Genomic DNA, 24842 nt, shown 5'->3' on the forward strand with positions numbered 1-24842 from the left:
CAATCCAGCCGTCCCCTGTGCTTGAAAGCGGCCCTGATCCGGCGGGCAACGCGAGGGTCCGTAGGAGTGTAGCTCAATTGGTAGAGCACCGGTCTCCAAAACCGGGGGTCGCAGGTTCGAGCCCTGCCACTCCTGCCAGCTCATCCCGCCAATCAGGATCGACAGGCAGGAGGCGGTGGGCCGAAAGACTCGGACCGTGGATCATGCGGGGCCCATAAGCCCTTGATCCGCATCGCGTCCGTCAACCCGGCTCGCGCGCATTCCGCCCCGCCCACAGCTTGACCTTTGGCTTTATCCGCAGTATCTACCCCGCACTCGCAGTCGGCCCGTTAAACGCGGATTTCCGGCGCGGCTTTGAAATCCCCCGAACAATCGAGCCCGGTTTTCCGGCTCATCCTTCGAGACAGAGGGTTGGGCCACAGGCGGCTGTTCGGATCCCCGAAATTCAATGGCGTCTCAAACGATGGCAGTCAGCCCGTTCAAGTTCTTGCAGGAAGTGCGCTCGGAGACCGCCAAGGTCACCTGGCCGACCCGCCGCGAGACCACGATCACCACCATCATGGTGTTCGTGATGGTCGCCCTGGCCTCGATCTTCTTCTTCGCCGCCGACCAGATCATCCGCTACCTCATCACCTTCCTTTTGGGCATTCACTGATGGCAACAGCAGCCGCTGCAACCCAATCGACCGACAAGCGCTGGTACATCGTCCACGCCTATTCCAACTTCGAGAAGAAGGTCGCCGAATCGATCCGCGAGCAGGCCAAGCAGCGCGGGCTCGAGGAGCTGTTCGAGCTGGTGCTGGTTCCGACCGAGAAGGTCACGGAAGTGCGCCGCGGCCGCAAGATCGACGCCGAGCGCAAGTTCTTCCCGGGCTACGTGCTGGTGAAGATGAAGCTGACCGACGAGGCGTTTCATCTGATCAAGAACACGCCGAAGGTCACGGGCTTCCTCGGCGCCGAGAACAAGCCGATGCCGATCTCGGAAGCCGAGGCCATGCGCATCCTGCACCAGGTGCAGGAGGGCGTGGAACGGCCGAAGGCGTCGGTGTCGTTCGAGATTGGCGAGAACGTGCGCGTGGCCGATGGCCCGTTCGCCTCGTTCTCGGGTGTCGTCGAGGAAATCGACGAGGCGCGCTCGCGCGTGAAGGTCGCGGTGTCGATCTTCGGCCGCGCCACGCCGGTCGAGCTGGAATTCGGTCAGGTCGAGAAAGTCTGATCGGGTAACGCGGGACGCCGCAAGGCGTCTCGCAAAGAGAGGCCGTGGGAGGGAGAAGGCGGTTGCCAGCCGCATCCGACCCAGACCACGAACCTGAAACCGCCGGTGATCTGCCGGCACAACAGGAGTGATACATGGCAAAGAAAGTGACCGGATACCTGAAGCTTCAGGTCCCGGCCGGTGCGGCGAATCCTTCGCCCCCGATCGGTCCCGCGCTCGGTCAGCGCGGTCTCAACATCATGGAGTTCTGCAAGGCGTTCAACGCCCAGACCCAGAAGGAAGAGAAGAACACCCCGATTCCCGTCGTGATCACGATCTACGCCGATCGTTCGTTCACGTTCGAGATGAAGACGCCCCCGATGTCCTTCTTCCTCAAGCAGGCCGCCAAGATCCAGTCCGGCTCGAAGGCGCCGGGCCGCGACAAGGCTGGCGCGGTGACCAAGACGCAAGTGCGCGAGATCGCCGAGAAGAAGATGAAGGATCTCAATTGCGACTCGATCGAAGCGGCCATGAAGATGGTCGAGGGCTCTGCCCGTTCGATGGGTCTGGAAGTGGCGGGGTAAGCGGCTATGGCAATCGGAAAGCGTTTGAACAAAGCCCGCGAAGGTGTTGACCGCGAAAAGCTATATCCGCTCGCGGACGCCATCAAGATGGTCAAGGAACGCGCCAAGGCGAAGTTCGACGAGACCATCGAGGTCGCGATCAATCTCGGCGTCGATCCGCGTCACGCCGATCAGATGGTCCGCGGCGTCGTGACCCTGCCGAACGGCACCGGCCGTACGCTGCGCGTGGGCGTGTTCGCCCGCGGCGCCAAGGCTGACGAAGCCAAGGCCGCAGGGGCCGACGTCGTCGGCGCCGAAGACCTGGTCGAGAAGGTGCAGAACGGTTCGATCGATTTCGACCGCTGCATCGCCACCCCCGACATGATGCCGCTGGTCGGCCGCCTCGGTAAGGTGCTCGGCCCGCGCGGCCTGATGCCGAACCCGAAGATCGGCACCGTGACCATGGACGTCACCGGTGCGGTGAAGGGTGCCAAGGGCGGCTCGGTCGAGTTCCGCGTCGAGAAGGCCGGCATCCTGCAGGCCGGCGTCGGCAAGGCCTCGTTCTCCGAGGACAAGCTGGTCGAGAACATCAAGGCTCTCGCCGATGCTGTCTCGAAGGCGAAGCCGGCTGGCTCCAAGGGCACCTACATCCAGCGCGTTGCGGTGTCCTCGACGATGGGCCCCGGCGTGAAGGTCGAACCGGGCACCATTCTCGGCTAAGGTTTGGAAATTGCATGAGGCGAGGGGCGGAATCGGGCGACCGATTCCGCCCCTTTCCATTGCGACGGCGCTCACCGGAAACAACAACGATGGCTGACAAGGTCCTGATCTACTCGCGCTTTCCCAAGTCGATGATGGCGCGCTTCGCCGAGCGGTTCGAACTGCTTGACACCGGCGGCAAGCCTGCGCAGGAGGTGTTTTCGGCCGATGAGCTCGGCGGCATCCGCGCGATGTTGACGGCCGGCGGCTCGCCGCTCGGTGCCGAGGCGATGGACCTGTTTCCAAAACTCGGCGCGATCGTCTGCTACGGCACCGGCTATGACGGCGTCGACCTGAAGGCCGCCGCCGCCCGCAAGATCGCGGTCGGCCATAGCCCCGGCGCCAATGCGGCCTCGGTCGCCGACATCGCGATGACCCTGATGCTGGCGACGACGCGGCGGATCCTGGTTGCCGATCAATATGTCCGCAGCGGCGATTGGGCGGCGTCGAAGCAGTCGCCGATGATGCGCCCGCAGGCCGGCATGCCGGGCCGCCGCATCGGCGTCTATGGCATGGGCGAGATCGGGCGCAAGATCGCCGCGCGCTGCGCCGCGTTCGAGAGCGAGGTCGGCTATTTCAGCCGCAGCAAATACGATCTGCCCTATCAATATTTCCCGACGCTCGAGGCGCTCGCCGACTGGTGCAGCGTGCTGATGATCGCGGTCCGGGCAGGGGCCGAAACCCAGCATGTGGTCGACGCCGACATCCTCAAGCGCCTCGGCGCGGACGGCTATGTCGTCAATATCGCCCGCGGCTCCGTCATCGACGAGAAGGCCCTGGTCGCGGCCCTGACTGACAAGACCATCGCCGGCGCCGGCCTCGACGTCTTCGAGCAGGAACCGCACGCCCCCGACGCAATGACGGCGCTGCCCAACGTCGTGTTCGCCCCGCATATCGGTGGCCACACGCTCGATCGCACGTCGCCATGCAGAACTGCGTGCTGGCGAACCTGAGTGCGTTCTTCGCGGGCAAGCCGCTGCCTTATGGGGTCAAATCGGCCTGAATCGATCCCTGTCAGGCCGGGTCAAGCCGGGCAGACAACGGATTGGAACTGGTGTGAATTTTGCTCTTGGCAAGCAGGCAGAGAGCGGTTAAAGAACCGCTTCCGGACGTGCCGGCCTTGGCTGGCGCGTCTGTGCACGCATTCCGAAAACCCAACGCGCAGGAGATCATTCCTTTTCAGGACGTCCGCAAGGATTTGCCCGGAAAGGAAGGAAAATCCATCGATTGGTGGGATGCGGGCAGAGGTCAGGCGGTTCGCCGGCTGGCCTTGTCCTGTCCAAGACTGCAGGCGCCTGCGGGAAATTTCGATTTCTCAACGGCTTAATCGCATGGCCTGCATAGACGGGTGAAGACCGGATTTCACTTCGCATCCCACCTTTGGGTGGTCGCGGAAGGAGTTTGGTTCGGACCTCGACACGCCGTGGGCTCTCACCAGCTCCCGGAGGGCAGGCTTTGAATTGTCGTCTCGCCCGGCGCGTGTCCGATGGGTTTTGACCCTGAGGTTCAGGTTTTGGGTGGGACGATGGGTGCAACCCGGCGGTCCCGCTTTTGCGATGACCGCCAACCGGAAAGAGCTTGCTGTGGAACGAGCGGCAAAAAAGGAAGCGGTCGAACAGCTCAATGGGGTCTTCAAGACCACGAGCGTCGCGGTCGTTGCCCAATATTCCGGCCTGACCGTTGCCCAGATGCAGAAGCTGCGGACGCAGATGAAGCAGGCTGGCGCCTCGGTGAAGGTCTCGAAGAACCGTCTCGCCAAAATTGCTCTTGAAGGCACTGACGTCGTTGCCATCGGCCCCATGCTGAAGGGACCGACCGTGATCGCCACTTCGAACGATCCGGTAGCGGCGCCAAAGGTCGCCGTCGAATTCGCCAAGACGAACGAAAAGTTCGTCATCATTGGCGGATCGATGGGAACGACCGTCCTGAATGTCGAGGGCGTGAAGGCTCTTGCCTCACTGCCGTCGCTTGATGAACTGCGTGCCAAGATCGTCGGCCTCCTCGTGGCTCCGGCGACCAAGCTTGCGCAGCTCGCAAACGCGCCCGCGGGCAAGCTCGCGCGCGTCATCCAGGCTTATGCCTCAAAGAGCGAAGCGGCCTGACGCCCTTCGCAAAACTCAAACCCGAACCAGACTAGTTTAAGGAAACAGAACAATGGCTGACTTGCAGAAAATCGTTGACGACCTCTCGAGCCTCACCGTGCTCGAAGCCGCCGAACTCGCCAAGCTCCTCGAAGAAAAGTGGGGCGTGTCCGCCGCCGCGGCAGTGGCCGTTGCCGGTCCCGCTGCTGCTGCCGCCGCTCCGGCTGAAGAGAAGACCGAGTTCACGGTCGTTCTGGCCGCCGCCGGCGACAAGAAGATCGAGGTCATCAAGGAAGTCCGCGCCATCACCGGCCTGGGCCTCAAGGAAGCAAAGGACCTCGTCGAGGGCGCGCCGAAGCCTGTCAAGGAAGGCGTGAACAAGGACGAGGCCGAGAAGCTCAAGGTCCAGCTCGAGAAGGCTGGCGCCAAGGTCGAGCTTAAGTAAGCAACGCTTACGGGCGAGGTCCCGGGCTGACGCCCAGGACCTCGGTCCATCCCTCAAAAGGATGGGCCAGATGCAAAAGGCGTGCGACGGATCGTCCCGACGCAGGTCGAACACGAAAATGTGTGGGGATTTGAGGGTATACCCCTCGGATCTCCACTATTGTCGCCCCATATCGGGTCGGCAGCACGAAAGCGCGGTGGGCAGGGATGCCGGATTTCCCTGGAAGCCGTTGGGAGAGCAGGCTATTTCGGGCTTTTGCAGTCCGTGAAGACGATCGTTGTGACGGGCGGGCGTGCCTATGCGCCCCGCGCGTCGTTTTGCGTTTTGAAGGTCTGAAGAACAGATTCAGGACATGACGGCCTGAAACTGGATTTTCGGTCCCCAAAACGGGTTCGAAAAATTCAACCCGGGGAGCGGCGGCAGCCGAGTCCTGGACGGCGCGCCCAGAGCGGGCGACGAAATGAGAGGCCACGATGGCGCAGCAGACATTCACCGGTCGCAAACGGGTTCGCAAGTTCTTCGGACACATCAAGGAAGTCGCCGAGATGCCGAACCTCATCGAGGTTCAGAAGGCGTCCTACGACCAGTTCCTGATGGTCGATGAACCCGCGGGCGGTCGCCTCGACGAGGGCCTGCAGGCTGTGTTCCGCTCGGTGTTCCCGATCTCGGACTTCTCGGGCACCTCGATGCTGGAATTCGTCCGCTACGAGTTCGAGCAGCCCAAATACGACGTCGACGAGTGCCGCCAGCGCGGCATGACCTTCGCGGCTCCCCTCAAGGTGACGCTGCGCCTCATCGTGTTCGATATCGACGAGGAAACCGGTGCGAAGTCGGTCAAGGACATCAAGGAGCAGGACGTCTACATGGGCGACATTCCGCTCATGACGATGAACGGCACCTTCATCGTGAACGGCACCGAGCGTGTGATTGTCTCGCAGATGCACCGTTCGCCCGGCGTGTTCTTCGATCACGACAAGGGCAAGACCCATTCCTCGGGCAAGCTGCTGTTCGCCGCCCGCGTGATCCCGTATCGCGGCTCCTGGCTCGACATCGAGTTCGACGCCAAGGACATCGTCTATGCGCGTATCGACCGTCGCCGCAAGATTCCGGTGACGTCGCTGATGTTTGCCCTCGGCCTCGACGGCGAGGCGATCCTGTCCACGTTCTACAAGAAGATCCTCTACAAGCGGACCAAGGAAGGCTGGCGCGTTCCGTTCGACGCCAACCGTTTCCGCGGTTACTCGACCATCAACGACCTGATCGACGCCGACACCGGCAAGGTCGTGCTCGAGGCCGGCAAGAAGCTCACCGTGCGCGGTGCGCGTCAGATGCAGGAGAAGGGGCTCAAGGCGCTGCGCCTGTCGGATGAGGAACTCGTCGGCAACTACCTCGCCGAGGATCTCGTCAACCCGAAGACCGGTGAAATCCACGCCGAGGCCGGCGAGGAAATCACGGACAAGTCGATGAAGGCCCTCAACGAGCACGGCTACAAGGAACTGCCGCTGCTCGATATCGACCACGTCAATGTCGGCGCCTACATCCGCAACACGCTCTCGGCCGACAAGAACATGACGCGTGAAGACGCGCTGTTCGACATCTACCGCGTGATGCGTCCGGGCGAGCCGCCGACGCTGGATTCGGCCCAGGCGATGTTCCAGTCGCTGTTCTTCGACGCCGAACGTTACGACCTCTCCGCGGTCGGCCGCGTCAAGATGAACATGCGCCTCGACCTCGATGCGCCCGACACCCAGCGCACGCTGCGCAAGGAAGACATCCTCTCCGTCATCAAGACGCTGGTGGATCTGCGCGACGGCAAGGGCGAGATCGACGACATCGACCATCTCGGCAACCGCCGTGTGCGCTCGGTCGGCGAGCTCATGGAGAACCAGTACCGCATCGGCCTCCTGCGCATGGAGCGCGCGATCAAGGAGCGCATGTCCTCGGTCGACATCGACACGGTCATGCCGCAGGACCTGATCAACGCGAAGCCGGCGGCTGCCGCCGTGCGCGAGTTCTTCGGCTCCTCGCAGCTCTCGCAGTTCATGGACCAGACCAACCCGCTGTCGGAGATCACCCACAAGCGCCGCCTGTCGGCACTTGGACCGGGCGGTCTGACCCGCGAGCGCGCCGGCTTCGAGGTGCGCGACGTGCATCCGACGCATTACGGCCGCATCTGCCCGATCGAGACGCCGGAAGGTCCGAACATCGGTCTGATCAACTCGCTCGCCACCTTCGCGCGCGTGAACAAGTACGGCTTCGTCGAGACGCCTTATCGCAAGGTCAAGGACGGTCGGGTCACCGACGAGGTCGTGTACCTCTCGGCGATGGAAGAGGGCCGCTACACGGTCGCGCAGGCCAACGTGCCGCTCGATCCGAAGGGCCGCTTCACCGAAGACCTGGTGGTCTGCCGTCACGCCGGCGAAGTCTTGCCGGTGACGCCGGACAAGGTCGACTACATGGACGTGTCGCCGAAGCAGCTCGTTTCGGTTGCCGCGGCGCTGATCCCGTTCCTCGAGAACGACGACGCCAACCGCGCGCTGATGGGCTCGAACATGCAGCGCCAGGCGGTGCCGCTGGTTCGCGCCGAGGCGCCGTTCGTCGGCACCGGCATGGAAGGCGTGGTTGCGCGTGACTCGGGTGCTGCGATCGCGGCGCGCCGTTCGGGCGTGATCGACCAGATCGACGCGACCCGCGTCGTCATCCGCGCCACCGAAGATCTCGATCCGACCAAGTCGGGCGTCGATATCTACCGGCTGATGAAGTACCAGCGTTCCAACCAGTCGACCTGCATCAACCAGCGTCCGCTGGTGAAGGTGGGAGACATCGTCAAGAAGGGCGACATCATCGCTGACGGTCCGTCGACCGATCTCGGCGAACTCGCGCTCGGCCGCAACGTGCTCGTCGCGTTCATGCCGTGGAACGGCTACAACTTCGAAGACTCGATCCTGCTCTCCGAGCGGATCGTGAAGGAAGACGTGTTTACCTCAATTCACATCGAAGAATTCGAGGTGATGGCCCGCGACACCAAGCTCGGGCCCGAGGAAATCACCCGCGACATTCCGAACGTTTCGGAAGAAGCGCTGAAGAACCTCGACGAAGCCGGTATCGTCTACATCGGTGCGGAAGTGCGCGCCGGCGACATCCTGGTCGGCAAGATCACGCCGAAGGGCGAGAGCCCGATGACGCCGGAAGAAAAGCTTCTGCGCGCCATCTTCGGCGAAAAGGCCTCCGACGTTCGCGACACCTCGCTGCGCGTTCCCCCGGGCGTGCAAGGCACGATCGTGGAAGTGCGCGTGTTCAACCGTCACGGCGTCGACAAGGACGAGCGTGCGCTGGCGATCGAGCGGGAAGAGATCGAGCGCCTGGCCAAGGACCGCGACGACGAGCAGGCGATCCTGGACCGCAACGTCTACAACCGTCTTGCCGAGCTCCTCGAGGGACGGCAGGGCATTGCGGGCCCGAAGGGCTTCAAGAAGGACACCAAGATCACCCGTGCGGTGCTCGAGGAGTACCCGAAGTCGCAGTGGTGGCTGTTCGCTTCGCCGAACGACAAGCTGATGGCCGAAATCGAGGCCATGCGGAAGCAGTACGACGAGTCGAAGAAGGGGCTTGAACAGCGCTTCCTCGACAAGGTCGAGAAGCTTCAGCGCGGTGACGAATTGCCGCCCGGCGTGATGAAGATGGTCAAGGTCTTCGTCGCGGTGAAGCGCAAGATCCAGCCCGGCGACAAGATGGCCGGTCGCCACGGCAACAAGGGCGTGGTGTCGAAGATCGTGCCGATCGAGGACATGCCGTTCCTCGAGGACGGCACGCATGCCGACATCGTGCTCAATCCGCTCGGCGTGCCCTCGCGCATGAACGTCGGACAGATCCTCGAGACCCATCTCGGCTGGGCTTGCGCCGGCCTCGGCAAGCGTATCGGCCAGACGGTCGATGCCTACCTGTCGAAGCAGGACATCAAGCCGCTGAAGGATACCTTGAAGAAGGTCTACGGCGAGGACGAGACGATCAAGTCGCTCAACGACAATGAGCTGCTTGAACTCGGCCATAACCTCAGCCGCGGCGTGCCGATCGCGACGCCGGTGTTCGATGGTGCCAAGGAAGCCGACATCGAGGAGATGCTGAAGCTTGCCGGTCTGGACGCTTCGGGTCAGTCGACCGTCTATGACGGCCGCACCGGCGATGCCTTCGATCGCAAGGTGACCGTGGGCTACATCTACATGCTCAAGCTGCACCATCTCGTCGACGACAAGATCCATGCGCGTTCGATCGGTCCGTACTCGCTCGTCACCCAGCAGCCGCTGGGCGGCAAGGCGCAGTTCGGCGGCCAGCGCTTCGGCGAAATGGAGGTGTGGGCGCTCGAGGCTTACGGCGCGGCCTACACGCTCCAGGAAATGCTGACCGTGAAGTCGGACGACGTCGCCGGCCGTACCAAGGTGTACGAGGCGATCGTGCGTGGCGACGACACCTTCGAGGCCGGTATTCCGGAATCGTTCAACGTGCTGGTCAAGGAAATGCGCTCGCTCGGCCTCAACGTCGACCTGCACAATTCCAAGGTGGGACCGGCGCCGACGTCGGAAGCAGCCGAGTAATACGACCTTTCATGCCCGGCCTTTGCGGCCGGGCATTGGCGCCCCTCCCGATGCCTTGAGGGCAGGGCGCCCCGCTCAGTGATTTTCGAATTTGCGGCCGCAGGCGACCGGCACGCGAGGAGAAGACGATGAACCAAGAAATTATGAATCTCTTTAACCCGACGACGCCGGCTCAGGTCTTCGACCAGATCCGCATCTCGATTGCGTCCCCGGAGAAGATTCTGTCCTGGTCCTACGGCGAGATCAAGAAGCCGGAGACCATCAACTACCGTACCTTCAAGCCTGAGCGCGATGGCCTGTTCTGCGCGCGCATCTTCGGGCCGATTAAGGACTACGAGTGCTTGTGCGGCAAGTACAAGCGCATGAAGTACAAGGGCATCATCTGCGAGAAGTGCTCGGTCGAGGTCACGCTGTCGCGCGTCCGGCGCGAGCGCATGGGCCATATCGAGCTCGCGGCTCCCGTCGCCCACATCTGGTTCCTGAAGTCGCTGCCCTCGCGCATCGGCCTGCTGCTCGACATGACGCTGAAGGATCTCGAGCGGATCCTCTACTTCGAATATTACGTCGTGCTCGAGCCGGGCCTCACCGCGCTGAAGGACCGTCAGTTGCTGTCGGAAGACGAGTATCTGAAGGCGCAGGACGAGTACGGCCAGGATTCCTTCACCGCCATGATCGGCGCGGAAGCGATCCGCGAGCTGCTCAAGGGCATGGACCTCGAGAAGCTCGAGCTGACCTTGCGCGCGGAGATGCAGGAGACCGACTCCGACATCAAGCACAAGAAGCTCGCCAAGCGCCTGAAGATCGTCGAAGCCTTCCGCCACTCCGGCAACAAGCCGGAATGGATGATCCTGACTGTCGTTCCCGTGATCCCGCCGGACCTGCGTCCGCTGGTGCCGCTGGACGGCGGCCGCTTCGCGACCTCGGACCTCAACGACCTCTACCGCCGCGTCATCAACCGTAACAACCGCTTGAAGCGGCTGATGGAGCTGCGCGCGCCCGACATCATCATCCGCAACGAGAAGCGCATGCTTCAGGAAGCGGTCGATGCGCTGTTCGACAACGGCCGCCGCGGCCGCGTCATCACGGGGCCAACAAGCGCCCGCTGAAGTCGCTCGCCGACATGCTGAAGGGCAAGCAGGGCCGTTTCCGCCAGAACTTGCTCGGCAAGCGCGTCGACTATTCGGGCCGTTCGGTGATCGTGGTCGGTCCCGAGCTGCGCCTGCATCAGTGCGGCCTGCCGAAGAAGATGGCGCTCGAGCTGTTCAAGCCGTTCATCTATTCGCGGCTTGATGCCAAGGGCCTGTCCACCACCGTGAAGCAGGCGAAGAAGCTGGTCGAGAAGGAGCGGCCCGAGGTCTGGGACATCCTGGACGAGGTGATCCGCGAGCATCCGGTGCTGCTCAACCGCGCGCCGACGCTGCATCGCCTGGGCATCCAGGCGTTCGAGCCGGTGCTGATCGAGGGCAAGGCGATCCAGCTTCACCCGCTGGTCTGCTCCGCGTTCAACGCCGACTTCGACGGCGACCAGATGGCCGTGCACGTTCCGCTGTCGCTTGAAGCGCAGCTGGAAGCGCGCGTGCTGATGATGTCGACCAACAACATCCTGCACCCGGCGAACGGTCAGCCGATCATCGTGCCGTCGCAGGACATCGTGCTCGGTCTCTACTACGTCTCGATCATGCGCGAAGGCCTGCCCGGCGAGGGCAAGCTGTTCGGCGACATGGCCGAGCTTGAGCACGCCCTGCACGCCAAGGTCATCCACCTCCACACCAAGATCAAGTATCGGTGGGAGGGCATGGACGAGACCGGCAAGGTCTCCAAGCGCTGGATCGAGACCACCGCCGGCCGCGTCATGCTGGGCAATCTGCTGCCGAGGAACCCGCGGATTTCGTACGAGATCATCAACAAGCTGATGACCAAGCGCGAGATCTCGGGCGTCATCGACCAGGTCTACCGTCACTGCGGCCAGAAGGAGACTGTGATCTTCTGCGACCGCATCATGGCGCTCGGCTTCTACAATGCGTTCAAGGCCGGCATCTCGTTCGGCAAGGACGACATGGTCGTTCCGCACTCAAGTGGAAGATCGTCGACACCACCCGTACGCTGGCGAAGGATTTCGAGCAGCAGTACAATGACGGCCTGATCACGCATGGCGAGAAGTACAACAAGGTCGTCGATGCCTGGTCGAAGGCCACGGAAGAAATCGCCAAGGCGATGATGAAGGAGATCTCTTCCACCAAGAAGACGGCGAGCGGAGCCGATGCCGACATCAACTCGATCTACATGATGGCTCACTCCGGCGCCCGCGGTTCGCCGGCCCAGATGCGCCAGCTTGCCGGCATGCGCGGCCTGATGGCCAAGCCGTCAGGTGAGATCATCGAGACGCCGATCATCTCGAACTTCAAGGAAGGCCTCTCGGTTCTCGAGTACTTCAACTCGACCCACGGCGCCCGTAAGGGCCTCGCGGACACCGCGTTGAAGACCGCGAACTCGGGCTACCTGACCCGTCGTCTGGTCGACGTCGCGCAGGACTGCATCATCACGCAGTCGGACTGCGGCACCAAGCTCGGCATCAAGATGCGCGCCATCGTCGATGCCGGCACCGTGGTTGCTTCGCTCGGCTCGCGCATCCTCGGACGCACGGCCTGCGAAGACATCCGCGACAGCTCCGGCAAGGTGATCATCAAGCGCGACACGCTGATGGAAGAGAGCCATCTGGACGCCATCCAGCAGGGTGGTGTGCAGGAGGTGAAGATCCGCTCGGCGCTGACCTGCGAACTCGTCAACGGCATCTGCGGCAAGTGCTACGGCCGCGACCTCGCCCGCGGCACGCCGGTCAACCACGGCGAAGCGGTCGGCGTCATCGCGGCGCAGTCGATCGGCGAGCCGGGCACCCAACTCACCATGCGCACCTTCCACATCGGTGGTGCGGCGCAGCTCAACGAGCAGTCCTTCGTCGAAGCCAATTTCGACGGCAAGATCGTGATCAGGAACAAGGCCATCGCCCGCAACAGCGAAGGTCACCTGGTTGCGATGGTGCGCAACATGGTGGTGGCGATCGTCGATGCCGACGGCACCGAACGTGCGACGCACCGTATCCAGTACGGCGCACGCCTGCACGTCGACGAGGGCGACATGGTCAAGCGTGGCCAGCGCATCGTCGAGTGGGATCCCTACACCCGTCCGCTGCTCACCGAAGTCGAAGGAACCATCGGCTTCGAGGATCTGGTCGAAGGGCAGTCGATCACGGAAACGCTGGACGAGGCCACCGGTATCGCCAAGCGCGTGGTCATCGACTGGCGCTCGACCCGCGGCGGCGCGGACCTGCGTCCGGCCATCGTGGTCAAGGGCAAGGACGGCAAGGTGCTCAAGCTCGCCCGCGGCGGCGATGCCCGCTACATGCTGTCGGTCGACGGCATTCTGTCGGTCGACGTCGGTGCCAAGGTCAATCCGGGTGACATTCTCGCCCGTGTCTCGACCGAAAGCGCCAAGACGCGTGACATCACCGGCGGTCTGCCGCGGGTGGCGGAACTGTTCGAGGCACGGCGTCCGAAGGATGCGGCGATCATCGCCGAAATCGCGGGCACCATCCGGTTCGGGCGCGACTACAAGAACAAGCGTCGCATCTCGATCGAGCCGATGGACAAGACCGACGAGGCGCGCGAGTACCTGATCCCGAAGGGCAAGCACATCCACCTTCAGGACGGCGACGTCGTCGAAAAGGGCGACTTCATCGTGGAAGGCAACCCGGCGCCGCACGACATCCTCGCGGTCAAGGGCATCGAGGAGCTCGCGGCCTATCTGGTCAACGAGATCCAGGAGGTCTACCGGCTTCAGGGCGTGCTCATCAACGACAAGCACATCGAGGTGATTGTCCGTCAGATGCTCCAGAAGGTGGAAGTCACCGACCAGGGCGACACGGACATGATCTCCGGCGAGCAGGTCGACAAGATCGAGTTCGACGCGCTGAACGAGAAGGCCAAGGAAGAGGGCAAGAAGATCGCCACGGGGACGCCGGTTCTACTCGGCATCACCAAGGCGAGCCTCCAGACCCGCTCGTTCTTCTCGGCGGCCTCGTTCCAGGAGACCACCCGCGTCCTCACGGAAGCGGCGGTCAACGGCAAGGTCGATCCGCTCGAAGGCCTCAAGGAGAACGTCATCGTCGGCCGGTTGATTCCGGCGGGCACCGGCGCCTCAATGGCCAAGATCCGCGAAGTCGCCGTCAAGCGCGACAAGATGATCCTGGACGAGCGCGAGAAGCAGGCGGCGGTCGTGTCGCCCGCGCCGGAGGCGGAGCTTCCGGCGCTGCCGCCCGCGGAATGATGGCTCATCCGTAGGAATACCGAGGACAATGAAAAGGCCGGCGGAAGCCGGCCTTTTTGCTGCTTTGTTTGCCTGTTGCGGTGCGGGATCAATCTTTGTTCATCTTTCCTTCAGTCAGAAAAGCGCTTCTGCTAGGGGAGCTTAGACCGGTGGTCCCGTGACGGGGGCAGGGCCGGAGACCACGGAACTGATATGCTTGATCTCGCAATCGTAGGCGGCGGCCCAGGCGGGCTGATGAGCGCCTGGTACCTGAAGCGTAAGCTCGGCGATCTCTGCCGCATCACCATCTATGAAGCCTCCGACCGGCTCGGCGGCAAAATCGTCACGCGCAAATTCGATTCCGCACCGGCGATGTATGAGGCCGGCGTGGCCGAGATCTACGACTACTCGATGACGGGTCCCGATCCGCTGCGCGAGCTGATCCAGCACTTCGGATTGCAGACCATTCCGATGGACGCCGAGCAGGTGCAGTTCGGCGGCGAACTGCTCAACGACATCGCCGGCATGCGCCGCAAATACGGCGCCAAGACTGCGGCTGCCATCGAGTCGTTCCGCAAGCGCTGCGCCGACGCGATGTCGCCGATCGAATATTATGAGGGCGTCGGCGCGCATGACAACGAGAACCCCTGGGCCTACAAGACCGCCGAGCAGGTGCTCGACGAGGAGGTCGAGGACGAGATCGCAAAGCGCTTCTTCAAGGTGATGGCGCGCTCCGATATCGCGACCGAAAGCCACAACACCAACGGCCTCAACGCGCTCAAGAACTACCTGATGGATGTCGAGGGCTATATCGGCCTCTATTCCATCCAGAATGGCAACGAGCAGCTGATCGAATGCCTGCAGTCGGAGGTCAACGCCGACATCCAGCTCAATCACCGCGTGCTCACCGTCGGCAAGGCGCCGACCGGCCGCTATCAGCTCAAGATGATGAACGGGAAGGGACCGGAGACACGCGACTTCGATCTCGTGCTGGTCTGCCTGCCGCATTCCTGGCTCTCCACCGTCGGCTGGGAAGGCGAGCAACTGCGCAAGTCGATGGTCAAGCACGTCTCCTATTTCGACCGTCCCGCGCATTATCTGCGCGTCTCGATCCTGTTTGATTCCCCGTTCTGGGGAGACAAGATTGCCGGCGCCTGGTTCATGTCGGAAGCCTTCGGCGGCTGCTGCGTCTACAATGAGGGCGCGCGCCACGACGTCGGCAAGCATGGCGTCCTGAACTGGCTCATTCCCGGTTCTGATGCGCTGGCGTTCGCCAATCTGTCGGATCAGGAACTGATCGGCGCCGCGCTGAAATCGCTGCCGGCCTCGCTCGGCGATGCGCGCGCGCATTTCATCGAAGGCAAGATCCACCGCTGGCTGTCGTCGGTGAATGCGATCCCGGGTGGTCTGCCCGTGCGCGACGTCATGACCAATCACCGGCCCGAGCCGAAGCAGCATCCGGGCATCGTCGTGGTCGGTGACTATCTGTTCGACTCCACGCTGAACGGCCTGCTCGACTCATCCGACGCGGCGACCGATATCATCCTGACCGAGATGATGCGGCTGCGCCGCGAGCATGCCCAGGACAGCAAGCCAGTCTCGGACAAGATCGACCGCAACTATTTCGAGAACTATCGCGGCGTCGGCCCTTACAGCGAAGCGTGGCGGCAGTTCACCGATCCAGACTACCTTGCAAAGCTGATCGGCATCGTCTGGGGGACGGCGAAGGGCGCAAAACTCCTGGTCGCGGGCTCCGCCAGCGGCGAGCTGGTCGGCGCGCTGCGCGAGCGTGGCATCGATGCCTGGGGCATCGAGAACAACCGTGCCATTCACGCCAAGACGCCGAAGGCGCTGAAGAAGTACAACAAGCTGGGATCGATCCTGGACATGCCGTTCAAGGACGGCGCGTTCGATTACGTGTTCGAGACCAGCCTCTGCCACGTTGCCCCGAAGCAGGTGGTCCGCGCGATCCGCGAGTTGAACCGCGTGGTCAGGACCGGCCTCGTGTTCGGCTCAGTCACCTCGGACATGGCCTCAGTCGTGATCGACCGCTACGACCTGCTGCGCGGGGTCAAGAAGCTCGGCACCTGGTGGGAATGGTCCGAACTGTTCTTCGGCAACGGCTTCGACCTGTCGATGCATCGCAAGGACTGCACCGACGCGCTGTGGGCGGCGACGCTTGCCGCCAACAAGGGGCCGGGGCAGTGGTATGCCGACGCCGACTCCTTGCGTTATTCCTTCTTCGACAAGGTCGAGGACGAAGACGACGACGACAACGACGACTAGCATCACAGGGCGGATGAATTCGCCAATTGTTTTGCTGAATTCATCCTGATCGCATAGAATCGGTGGAAGTGGCGGTGTTCCGCTATTTCCCTGCTTTCTCTGCGGTCATGCCGGCCGTCAGCATCGGTTGGTTTCATGGCGTCCAAGCCTCTCTCTCCCGACAAACAGAAGTTCGCCGCACCCGAGGCGGCCGAGCTTGAGGACAAGCTCGCTACCGGTCACGAGCCGGAGCTCGAAGAGGACGACGAAGACGAGGACGACGACGAGCTTGAGCTCGACGACGATGATGACGAGGACCTCGTCGTCTTTACCGCCCGCGAAGCAGCCGGCGCGCTCGCGACCATCCTGGGATTCGTCAAGCCGTTCCTGTCCAGCTACAAGCGCATCCTGGGCTATGTGGCGTTCGGCGTTCTGGTCGAGACCCTGTTCAACGTCATCATGCCGCTCAGTCTGAAGTTCCTGATCGACGACGCGCTCGGCGAGGAGGATTTCCAGGCGCTGTACAAGATCCTCGGCGTGCTCGCGGTCTCCGGCATCTTCACCTCGATCGTCGCGGTCTGGTACGAGCGCTGGGACGCGCGGCTGGCCGCCTGCATCATCTCGGACGTCCGCAAACGCCTGTTCGAGCACGTCCAGGACCTGCCGGCCGCCTATTTCGGCCGCACCAAGCGCGGCGAGATCCTGTCGCGCTTCTCGGTCGACCAGGCGGCCTTCGAGGGCTCGGTCAAGACCTTCGCCAACAGCGCGGCGCTGCCGTTCCTGGAGTTGATCGCCGGCATCATCCTGATGTTCTTCTTGAACTGGCAGCTCGCCTTGGTTGCACTGCTGGTGTTCCCGATCACGCTGATCGGGCCGCGCATGCTCACCCCGAGAGCGGTGCAGGCCAATTACGAGCAGAAGCTCAATGAAAGCGCGCTGCTCGGCATGGTGCAGGAGAACGTGGCGGCGCAAGCGGTGATCAAGGCGTTCAGCCTGCAACGCAGGATGTTCGGCTTCTTCAGTTTCCGCAACGACGAGACCCGCAACAGGATTGCGTCCGCCGCATTCCTGTCGACCATGGTGGAGCGGACCGTCACCATCTCGGTGCTGCTGCTGCACCTCGTCGTGCTCGCGATCGGCGCGTATCTGGCGACCAAGGGCCAGATCACCATCGGTACCTTCGTCACCTTCGAGAGCGCCTTTTGGGAGGTCTCCTACAACATCGCCCATGTGATGCACTTCATCCCGGTGTCGATCTCCTCGGCGGCCGCGATCCGGCACATGCAGGAGTTGCTGGACGAGCCCACGCGCGGCGCCGATCGACCCGGCGCGCCCGATCTGCCGCGCATCACCCACGACATCACCTTCGACCACGTGACGTTCCAGTACGAGGGCAGTCAGACGCCGGTGCTGGACAATCTCAGCCTCAAGCTCAGCGCCGGCAAGAGCATCGCCATCGTCGGCCCTTCGGGTTCCGGCAAGAGCACGCTGCTCAATCTGATCCTGCGGCTCTACGTGCCGGACGAGGGGCGGGTCACCATCGACGGTGTCGACGTGCGCAAGGCGACGCTGGATTCGCTGCGCCGGAGCATGGCCGTGGTGTTCCAGGAGAACATGCTGTTCAACATGTCGATCCGAGAGAACATCCGGCTCGGCAAGGAAGGCGCGACCGACGAGGAAGTGGAGGACGCCGCCAAGAAGGCCGAGATCCACCGCTATATCATGAGTCTGCCGAAGCGTTATGATACACAGGTCGGCGAGCGCGGCGACACGCTGTCAGGCGGCCAGCGCCAGCGCATCGCGATCGCGCGCGCCATCATCCGCAATCCCTCGGTGTTGCTGCTCGACGAAGCCACCTCGGCACTCGACCAGACCACGGAGGCAGCGATCAACCGCACGCTGCTCAAGGTCGCCAAGGGCCGCACCATGATCTGGTCGACTCACCGCCTCTCCTCGGTGGTCGAGATGGACGAGATCATCGTGATTTCAGGGGCAGGGCGATCGAGCGCGGCTCCCATACCGAGCTGCTCGCCAAGAACGGCACCTACCGCAAGCTGTGGAACGACCAGACCCATCAGCCGCATGGCGCGGCGGCTCAGGCCGACGACGATAGCGACGATGACGAGGACGACCTCGACGAGGGTGATGAGAACGAGGACGAGGACGAGGAGTGACCGAGGAAGTTGGGCTCCAGGTGGAACGTACCTCCCAGCCGTCGCAATAATCCTTGGGCCGACCACGCCATGAAGCGCGCCCAGCGCTGCGCGGTCCAGTACGGGCTCGTCGCAATCGACACCGAGCGGAAGTCGAAGGCTTTCGCCGCCGACCATTCATCGCAGGCCCGCTTGACCGGGTCGGCGTAGAAGGCGGCGATCTTGTCCGCATCCATCCCGTCGGACGCCAGCCATTGCGGGATGTGAACGTTGCAGAGTCGCTCGACGTCGGTGAACACCTTGTCGCAGCCGGTACCGGCGACCGGGCAGGAGGTGGCGAAGGCATCGCCCACCAGCACCACGCCGTGCTGATGGCTGGCATCATTCACATAGAGATCGACCGGGCGGAGCTTCAGCTCGCCTTGGACGTCGAAGGGGCCGGTGATGCGCTTGAGCCGCGGCAGGGCGGCGTCCAAGGTCGCGGCCGGCGCGCGCCGCAGTTCGCGCAGCCAGGGATCGTCGAAGCCGCGGTAGACGAACAGATTGGCGCGCATCCGCGGGCCGATCGGAAACAGCGTGATGTAGGGGATGCGGTCGTTCGGCCGCTCCGAGAAATAGGTCAGCGCCGGGAAGTCGAACGAATTCCGCCCGGCCGGGGCGACGTCGAAACCGATCGAGATCGAATGGCAGGCGCTGATGATGTTTCGCGTGATGCCGAGCTGATGGCGCAGGCCGACATTCAGGCCGTTGGCGAGCACGACCAGGCGGGCCGAGATCGTCTCGTCGTTGGCGAGCGCGATTCTCGAGCGTTCCGGGCTGGTCTCGACCGACACTGCCTTGGTCCAGATTCGCTCGATGGTTTCGGGGATCTCCTCGCGGATTGCGTTGACCAGGGAATCGTAAAGGATGTTGAACTGCTGGCTCGGTGCCTTGTCGAGGAGATGCCCGAACCGTGCAATCCAGTTCTCGCCGGAGAACGTCGCGCGACGCAGCACTGAGTCGGCGATTCCCGTCCGCTCGAATCGCTCGACCTGACCGTGACCGCTGAGTTTCTCGACGCGAAAATCGGCTGGATAGGTCTCATGCGGGTCGATCAGCGCCGCCGAAATGCCGGCACGCCCGAGCATCGCGGCAGCCGTCGAGCCGGCAAGCCCCCGCCGATGAGGGCAATGTCGGTGTACCGCATGGCGTCTGCCTCTGCCGAAGAGGCCAGATTGACGCATCAAGAGGAAAAAAGCCTTAGCGCGGGTTATGAAAGTATATTTCTCCCGGATATAATTGTCGTCGGGCTGGCGGAACCGGTGCTTTGACCCCATATAGCGGAGGCGTGGGGAAGAAGCCGAACAGGCTTTTTCTTCAGGCGCGATAAGCGCTTTCTGACGGTCATTTCACCTTGACTTGATCGATTCTCACTTATAGAAAGCGCCTCACTTAACGACAGGCGGTGAGCATCGCCAGCGTCGGTACGGAGCACCTGCCTGATCCCGTTGGGATCGTTCGGCAGGCACCAACCTCGACGAATGCCGCTCAAACGCTGTCGCTTATAGCTAGGCAATGCCAGGCGAATTTAGGTCTCTTGAGCACGTTCTCTTGAGATCGAACTCGGATGCATGACCTCGGTGCGCGGGCTGCGGCGTTTTCGCCGATTGGCCCGAAGGCTGCGGTCCTCTGTGCGTCGAAACGCTTTCCGCTCAGTGATGGAGCGGTTGGCGCAATTTCGCTTTGCGCGGATTGTTTCGTGCGGGGCGACCCCGTCGGGCGGGTAGCTCGAAAGAATTTGCGGTCCCGGCAACGGGCCGCGGCAAGACAGCGGGCCCGCAAGGGGCTGCGGCATAACAAAGGGTAAGGCCAGGATGCCGACGATCAACCAGCTGATCGCTCAACCGCGTGAAGTGCAGAAGTCGCGCAAGAAGGTGCCGGCGCTGCAGCAGTCGCCGCAGAAGCGTGGTGTTTGCACCCGCGTCTACACCACGACCCCGAAGAAGCCGAACTCGGCGCTTCGTAAGGTTGCCAAGGTGCGCCTGACCAACGGCTTCGAGGTGATCGGCTACATCCCGGGTGAGGGCCATAACCTTCAGGAGCACTCGGTGGTCATGATCCGCGGCGGTCGCGTCAAGGACTTGCCCGGCGTGCGCTACCACATCCTCCGCGGCGTTCTGGATACCCAGGGCGTCAAGAACCGTAAGCAGCGTCGTTCGAAGTACGGCGCCAAGCGTCCGAAGTAAGCGGGAACCAGCTCAATGTCTCGTCGCCACTCAGCGGAAAAGCGCGAAGTTCTTCCCGATCCGAAGTTCGGGAACATCATCGTCACGAAGTTCATGAATTCGGTGATGTACGCCGGCAAGAAGTCGGTCGCCGAAGGCATCGTCTACGGTGCGTTCGGTCTCATCGAGAGCAAGACCAAGCAGAACCCGCTCGGCGTGTTCGAGCAGGCTCTCGAGAACGTCATGCCGACGATCGAAGTGCGCTCCCGCCGCGTCGGCGGCGCGACCTATCAGGTTCCGGTCGAGGTTCGCTCCGTGCGCCGTCAGGCTCTGGGCATCCGTTGGCTGATCTCGGCTGCGCGCGAGCGCAACGAGAAGACGATGACCGAGCGGCTCTCGGCTGAGCTCCTGGACGCCTCGAACAACCGTGGCAACGCCGTCAAGAAGCGTGAAGACGTGCACCGGATGGCGGAAGCCAACCGTGCCTTCTCGCACTATCGCTGGTAACGGCGAAACAAACGGATTCGCAAGGAACACCCCATGCCCCGCCAACATGCCATCGAAGACTACCGCAACTTCGGTATCATGGCGCATATCGACGCCGGCAAGACGACGACGACCGAGCGCATCCTCTATTACACCGGCAAGAGCCACAAGATCGGCGAAGTGCACGAAGGTGCCGCGACGATGGACTGGATGGAGCAGGAGCAGGAGCGTGGCATCACGATCACCTCGGCTGCCACCACCGCGTTCTGGGCCGGCAAGCGCCTGAACATCATCGACACCCCCGGCCACGTCGACTTCACCATCGAAGTCGAGCGTTCGCTGCGCGTGCTCGACGGCGCCGTCTGCGTGCTCGACTCGAACCAGGGCGTTGAGCCCCAGACCGAGACCGTCTGGCGCCAGGGCGACAAGTACAAGGTTCCGCGCATCGTCTTCGCCAACAAGATGGACAAGACCGGCGCCGACTTCTTCAAGTGCCTGGCCGACATCGTTGACCGCCTCGGCGCCAAGCCGATCGCGATCCAGCTTCCGATCGGTGCCGAAAACAACTTCAAGGGTCTCGTCGACCTCGTGAAGATGAAGGGCATCGTCTGGAACGACGAGTCGCTCGGTGCGAAGTTCGACTATGTCGACATTCCGGAAGATCTGGTCGAGCAGGCCAAGGAATACCGCGAGAAGATGGTGGAAGCCGCCGTCGAGCTCGACGACGATGCGCTCGCCGCTTTCCTCGACGGCAACGAGCCGGACGAAGCGACGCTGAAGCGGCTGATCCGCAAGGCGGTGCTGACCGGCGCGTTCTATCCCGTGCTGTGCGGCTCGGCCTTCAAGAACAAGGGCGTCCAGCCCCTGCTCGACGCCGTCGTCGACTATCTGCCGTCGCCGATCGACGTGCCTGCGATCAAGGGCACCGACGATCGCGGCAACGAGGTCGTGCGCAGGGCCGACGACAAGGAGCCGCTCGCGCTGCTCGCGTTCAAGATCATGGACGACCCGTTCGTCGGCACCATCACCTTCTGCCGCATCTACTCCGGCGTTCTCCAGAGCGGCACCGGCGTCGTGAACTCGACCCGCGAGAAGAAGGAGCGCATCGGGCGCATGCTGCTGATGCATGCGAATAACCGCGAAGACATCAAGGAAGCCTATGCCGGCGACATCGTCGCGCTGGCCGGCCTGAAGGAAGCGCGCACCGGTGACACGCTGTGCGATCCCGACAAGCAGGTGATCCTGGAAAAGATGGAATTCCCCGAGCCGGTCATCGAGATCGCGATCGAGCCTAAGTCCAAGGCCGACCAGGAAAAGCTGGGCGTGGCGCTGGCGAAACTCGCTGCGGAGGATCCGTCCTTCCGCGTGTCGACCGACCAGGAGTCCGGCCAGACCATCCTCAAGGGCATGGGCGAACTCCACCTCGACATCAAGGTCGACATCCTCCGTCGCACCTACAAGGTCGACGCCAACATCGGCGCGCCGCAGGTGGCGTTCCGTGAGCGCGTCACCAAGAAGGCCGAGGTCAAGTACACCCACAAGAAGCAGACCGGCGGTACCGGTCAGTTCGCTGAAGTGTCGATCGTGGTCGAGCCGAACGAGCCTGGCAAGGGCTACGAGTTCGAGTCCAAGATCGTCGGCGGTGCGGTTCCGAAGGAATACATCCCCGGCGTCGAAAAGGGCCTCAACAGCGTGATGAGCTCTGGCGTGGTCGCGGGCTTCCCGGTGGTCGACGTCAAGGTTCAGCTCGTCGACGGCAAGTATCACGACGTCGACTCGTCGGCGCTCGCCTTCGAAATCGCATCGCGCGCGGCGTTCCGCGAAGCACTGCAGAAGGGCAAGTCCGTCCTGCTCGAGCCGATCATGAAGGTCGAAGTGGTGACCCCGGAAGACTACACCGGCTCGGTCATCGGCGACCTGAATTCCCGGCGCGGTCAGATCCAGGGGCAGGACATGCGCGGCAACGCCAACGTCATCAACGCGATGGTGCCGCTCATGAACATGTTCGGTTACGTGAATAACTTGCGCTCGATGAGCCAGGGTCGCGCGACCTTCACCATGCAGTTCGACCACTACGCAGAAGCGCCGGCCAACGTGTCGGCAGAAGTCCAGAAGAAGTTTGCCTGATTGTCGTCGGTCCAGAGCTGACGATTGAACGGAGAGTCAAATGGCCAAAGCAAAGTTTGAACGTAACAAGCCGCACTGCAACATCGGCACCATCGGTCACGTCGACCATGGCAAGACGTCGCTGACCGCGGCGATCACCAAGGTTCTCGCCGAAGCCGGCGGCGCAACGTTCACCGCGTACGACCAGATCGACAAGGCGCCGGAAGAGAAGGCGCGCGGCATCACCATCTCGACCGCACACGTCGAGTACGAGACGCCGAACCGCCACTATGCGCACGTCGACTGCCCCGGCCACGCCGACTACGTGAAGAACATGATCACCGGCGCCGCCCAGATGGACGGTGCGATCCTGGTCGTGTCGGCCGCTGACGGTCCGATGCCGCAGACCCGCGAGCACATCCTGCTCGCCCGCCAGGTCGGCGTTCCCGCGCTCGTCGTGTTCCTCAACAAGTGCGACATGGTCGACGATCCGGAACTGCTCGAGCTCGTCGAGCTCGAAGTTCGCGAGCTGCTCTCGAAGTACGACTTCCCGGGCGACAAGATCCCCATCATCAAGGGTTCGGCGCTCGCCGCTCTCGAAGACAGCGACAAGAAGCTTGGTCACGACGCCATCCTCGAGCTGATGAAGAATGTCGACGAGTACATTCCGCAGCCGGAGCGTCCGATCGACCAGCCGTTCCTGATGCCGGTTGAAGACGTGTTCTCGATCTCGGGCCGCGGCACCGTCGTCACCGGCCGTGTCGAGCGCGGCATCGTCAAGGTCGGCGAGGAAATCGAGATCGTCGGTCTCCGGGCGACCCAGAAGACCACCGTCACCGGCGTCGAAATGTTCCGCAAGCTGCTCGACCAGGGCCAGGCCGGCGACAACATCGGTGCGCTGCTCCGCGGCACCAAGCGCGAAGACGTCGAGCGCGGCCAGGTGCTGTGCAAGCCGGGTTCGGTCAAGCCGCACACCAAGTTCAAGGCTGAGGCTTACATCCTCACCAAGGAAGAGGGCGGTCGCCACACCCCGTTCTTCACCAACTACCGTCCGCAGTTCTACTTCCGCACCACCGACGTGACCGGTGTCGTGCATCTGCCGGAAGGTACCGAGATGGTGATGCCGGGCGACAACATCGCGATGGAAGTGCACCTGATCGTGCCGATCGCGATGGAAGAGAAGCTCCGCTTCGCGATCCGCGAAGGTGGCCGCACCGTCGGCGCCGGCGTCGTCGCTTCGATCATCGAGTAAGCAGCGAACAGGGAATGGCGAGTAGCGAGTGGACCAGAACCATTCGCTATTCGCTACTCGCCACTCACCAAGAAAGACACGGCAATGAACGGCCAAAATATTCGTATCCGTCTCAAGGCGTTCGACCATCGTATCCTCGATACGTCGACCCGCGAGATCGTGAACACGGCGAAGCGCACCGGTGCGCAGGTCCGCGGACCCATTCCGCTGCCCACCCGCATCGAGAAGTTCACCGTCAACCGTTCGCCCCACGTCGACAAGAAGAGCCGCGAACAGTTCGAGATGCGCACTCACAAGCGCCTGCTCGACATCGTCGATCCGACCCCGCAGACCGTCGATGCTTTGATGAAGCTCGACCTGGCCGCCGGTGTCGACGTCGAGATCAAGCTCTAAGATTTTTGGATCACGTTCGCACCTAGCGGACAGAAAGAACAGGAAGC

13 protein-coding genes, 1 tRNA gene and 4 pseudogenes are annotated in these 24842 nt (G+C 62.8%); 17 read left to right on the forward strand and 1 reads right to left on the reverse strand.

Features of this window, described 5'->3' with window-relative positions; all coding sequences use genetic code 11:
- Positions 1 to 62: 62 nt before the first annotated feature.
- The 12 genes and pseudogenes from ACTGJ9_RS21210 (at position 63) to ACTGJ9_RS21265 (ending at position 18375) form a co-directional block, all read left to right on the forward strand.
- Positions 63 to 138 (forward strand) — tRNA-Trp (locus ACTGJ9_RS21210).
- Between the two features lie 325 nt (positions 139 to 463).
- Complete coding sequence (gene secE / locus ACTGJ9_RS21215) at positions 464 to 655, forward strand: preprotein translocase subunit SecE (RefSeq protein WP_092294122.1); 192 nt, start codon at positions 464 to 466, stop codon at positions 653 to 655.
- Positions 655 to 1215 carry a transcription termination/antitermination protein NusG gene (gene nusG, locus ACTGJ9_RS21220; RefSeq protein WP_129268045.1) on the forward strand — a complete coding sequence of 187 codons (561 nt, stop codon included), beginning with the start codon at positions 655 to 657 and terminating at the stop codon, positions 1213 to 1215. The genes secE and nusG overlap by 1 nt, the downstream gene beginning before the upstream one ends.
- A 134-nt stretch (positions 1216 to 1349) precedes the next feature.
- A complete protein-coding gene (gene rplK / locus ACTGJ9_RS21225; protein WP_456672720.1) occupies positions 1350 to 1778 on the forward strand; it encodes a 50S ribosomal protein L11 in 429 nt (142 codons plus the stop codon).
- Positions 1779 to 1784: 6 nt separating this feature from the next.
- Entirely contained in the window at positions 1785 to 2477 is a 693-nt protein-coding gene (gene rplA / locus ACTGJ9_RS21230) for a 50S ribosomal protein L1 (RefSeq protein ID WP_456672721.1), read from the forward strand.
- Between the two features lie 89 nt (positions 2478 to 2566).
- Positions 2567 to 3519, forward strand: a pseudogene (locus ACTGJ9_RS21235) (2-hydroxyacid dehydrogenase).
- 580 nt (positions 3520 to 4099) lie between these two features.
- On the forward strand, positions 4100 to 4618 hold the full coding sequence (gene rplJ / locus ACTGJ9_RS21240) for a 50S ribosomal protein L10 (protein ID WP_456672722.1): 519 nt from the start codon (positions 4100 to 4102) through the stop codon (positions 4616 to 4618).
- 52 nt (positions 4619 to 4670) lie between these two features.
- Complete coding sequence (gene rplL, locus ACTGJ9_RS21245) at positions 4671 to 5042, forward strand: 50S ribosomal protein L7/L12 (RefSeq protein ID WP_247436956.1); 372 nt, start codon at positions 4671 to 4673, stop codon at positions 5040 to 5042.
- A gap of 473 nt (positions 5043 to 5515) precedes the next feature.
- Positions 5516 to 9634: a DNA-directed RNA polymerase subunit beta gene (gene rpoB, locus ACTGJ9_RS21250; RefSeq protein ID WP_456672723.1), complete on the forward strand. Its 4119-nt coding sequence runs from the start codon at positions 5516 to 5518 to the stop codon at positions 9632 to 9634.
- Positions 9635 to 9762: 128 nt separating this feature from the next.
- Positions 9763 to 13957 (forward strand): annotated as a pseudogene (gene rpoC, locus ACTGJ9_RS21255) (DNA-directed RNA polymerase subunit beta').
- Between the two features lie 192 nt (positions 13958 to 14149).
- Complete coding sequence (locus ACTGJ9_RS21260; protein WP_456672724.1) at positions 14150 to 16222, forward strand: FAD-dependent oxidoreductase; 2073 nt, start codon at positions 14150 to 14152, stop codon at positions 16220 to 16222.
- Between the two features lie 135 nt (positions 16223 to 16357).
- Positions 16358 to 18375: pseudogene (locus ACTGJ9_RS21265) on the forward strand (ABC transporter ATP-binding protein).
- On the opposite strand, the pseudogene ACTGJ9_RS21270 reads toward ACTGJ9_RS21265, so the two are convergent.
- A pseudogene (locus ACTGJ9_RS21270) lies at positions 18297 to 19540 on the reverse strand (FAD-dependent oxidoreductase). The pseudogenes ACTGJ9_RS21265 and ACTGJ9_RS21270 overlap by 79 nt on opposite strands.
- 667 nt (positions 19541 to 20207) lie before the next feature.
- Here ACTGJ9_RS21270 and rpsL point away from each other — a divergent pair.
- The 5 genes from rpsL to rpsJ all read left to right on the forward strand — a co-directional run bounded on the left by rpsL (position 20208) and on the right by rpsJ (position 24795).
- Positions 20208 to 20579, forward strand: a complete 372-nt coding sequence (gene rpsL, locus ACTGJ9_RS21275) for a 30S ribosomal protein S12 (RefSeq protein WP_007603006.1) — start codon at positions 20208 to 20210, stop codon at positions 20577 to 20579.
- A gap of 15 nt (positions 20580 to 20594) precedes the next feature.
- On the forward strand, positions 20595 to 21065 hold the full coding sequence (gene rpsG, locus ACTGJ9_RS21280) for a 30S ribosomal protein S7 (RefSeq protein WP_148750332.1): 471 nt from the start codon (positions 20595 to 20597) through the stop codon (positions 21063 to 21065).
- A 33-nt stretch (positions 21066 to 21098) separates the two neighbouring features.
- A complete protein-coding gene (gene fusA / locus ACTGJ9_RS21285) occupies positions 21099 to 23171 on the forward strand; it encodes an elongation factor G (protein ID WP_456672725.1) in 2073 nt (690 codons plus the stop codon).
- A 40-nt stretch (positions 23172 to 23211) separates the two neighbouring features.
- Complete coding sequence (gene tuf / locus ACTGJ9_RS21290; protein WP_008136415.1) at positions 23212 to 24402, forward strand: elongation factor Tu; 1191 nt, start codon at positions 23212 to 23214, stop codon at positions 24400 to 24402.
- An 84-nt stretch (positions 24403 to 24486) separates the two neighbouring features.
- Positions 24487 to 24795: a 30S ribosomal protein S10 gene (gene rpsJ, locus ACTGJ9_RS21295; protein ID WP_002712302.1), complete on the forward strand. Its 309-nt coding sequence runs from the start codon at positions 24487 to 24489 to the stop codon at positions 24793 to 24795.
- The last annotated feature ends 47 nt before the right edge of the window (positions 24796 to 24842 follow it).

The sequence above is a fragment of the Bradyrhizobium sp. RDM12 genome, from assembly GCF_051917485.1.
Classification (GTDB): Bacteria; Pseudomonadota; Alphaproteobacteria; order Rhizobiales; family Xanthobacteraceae; genus Bradyrhizobium.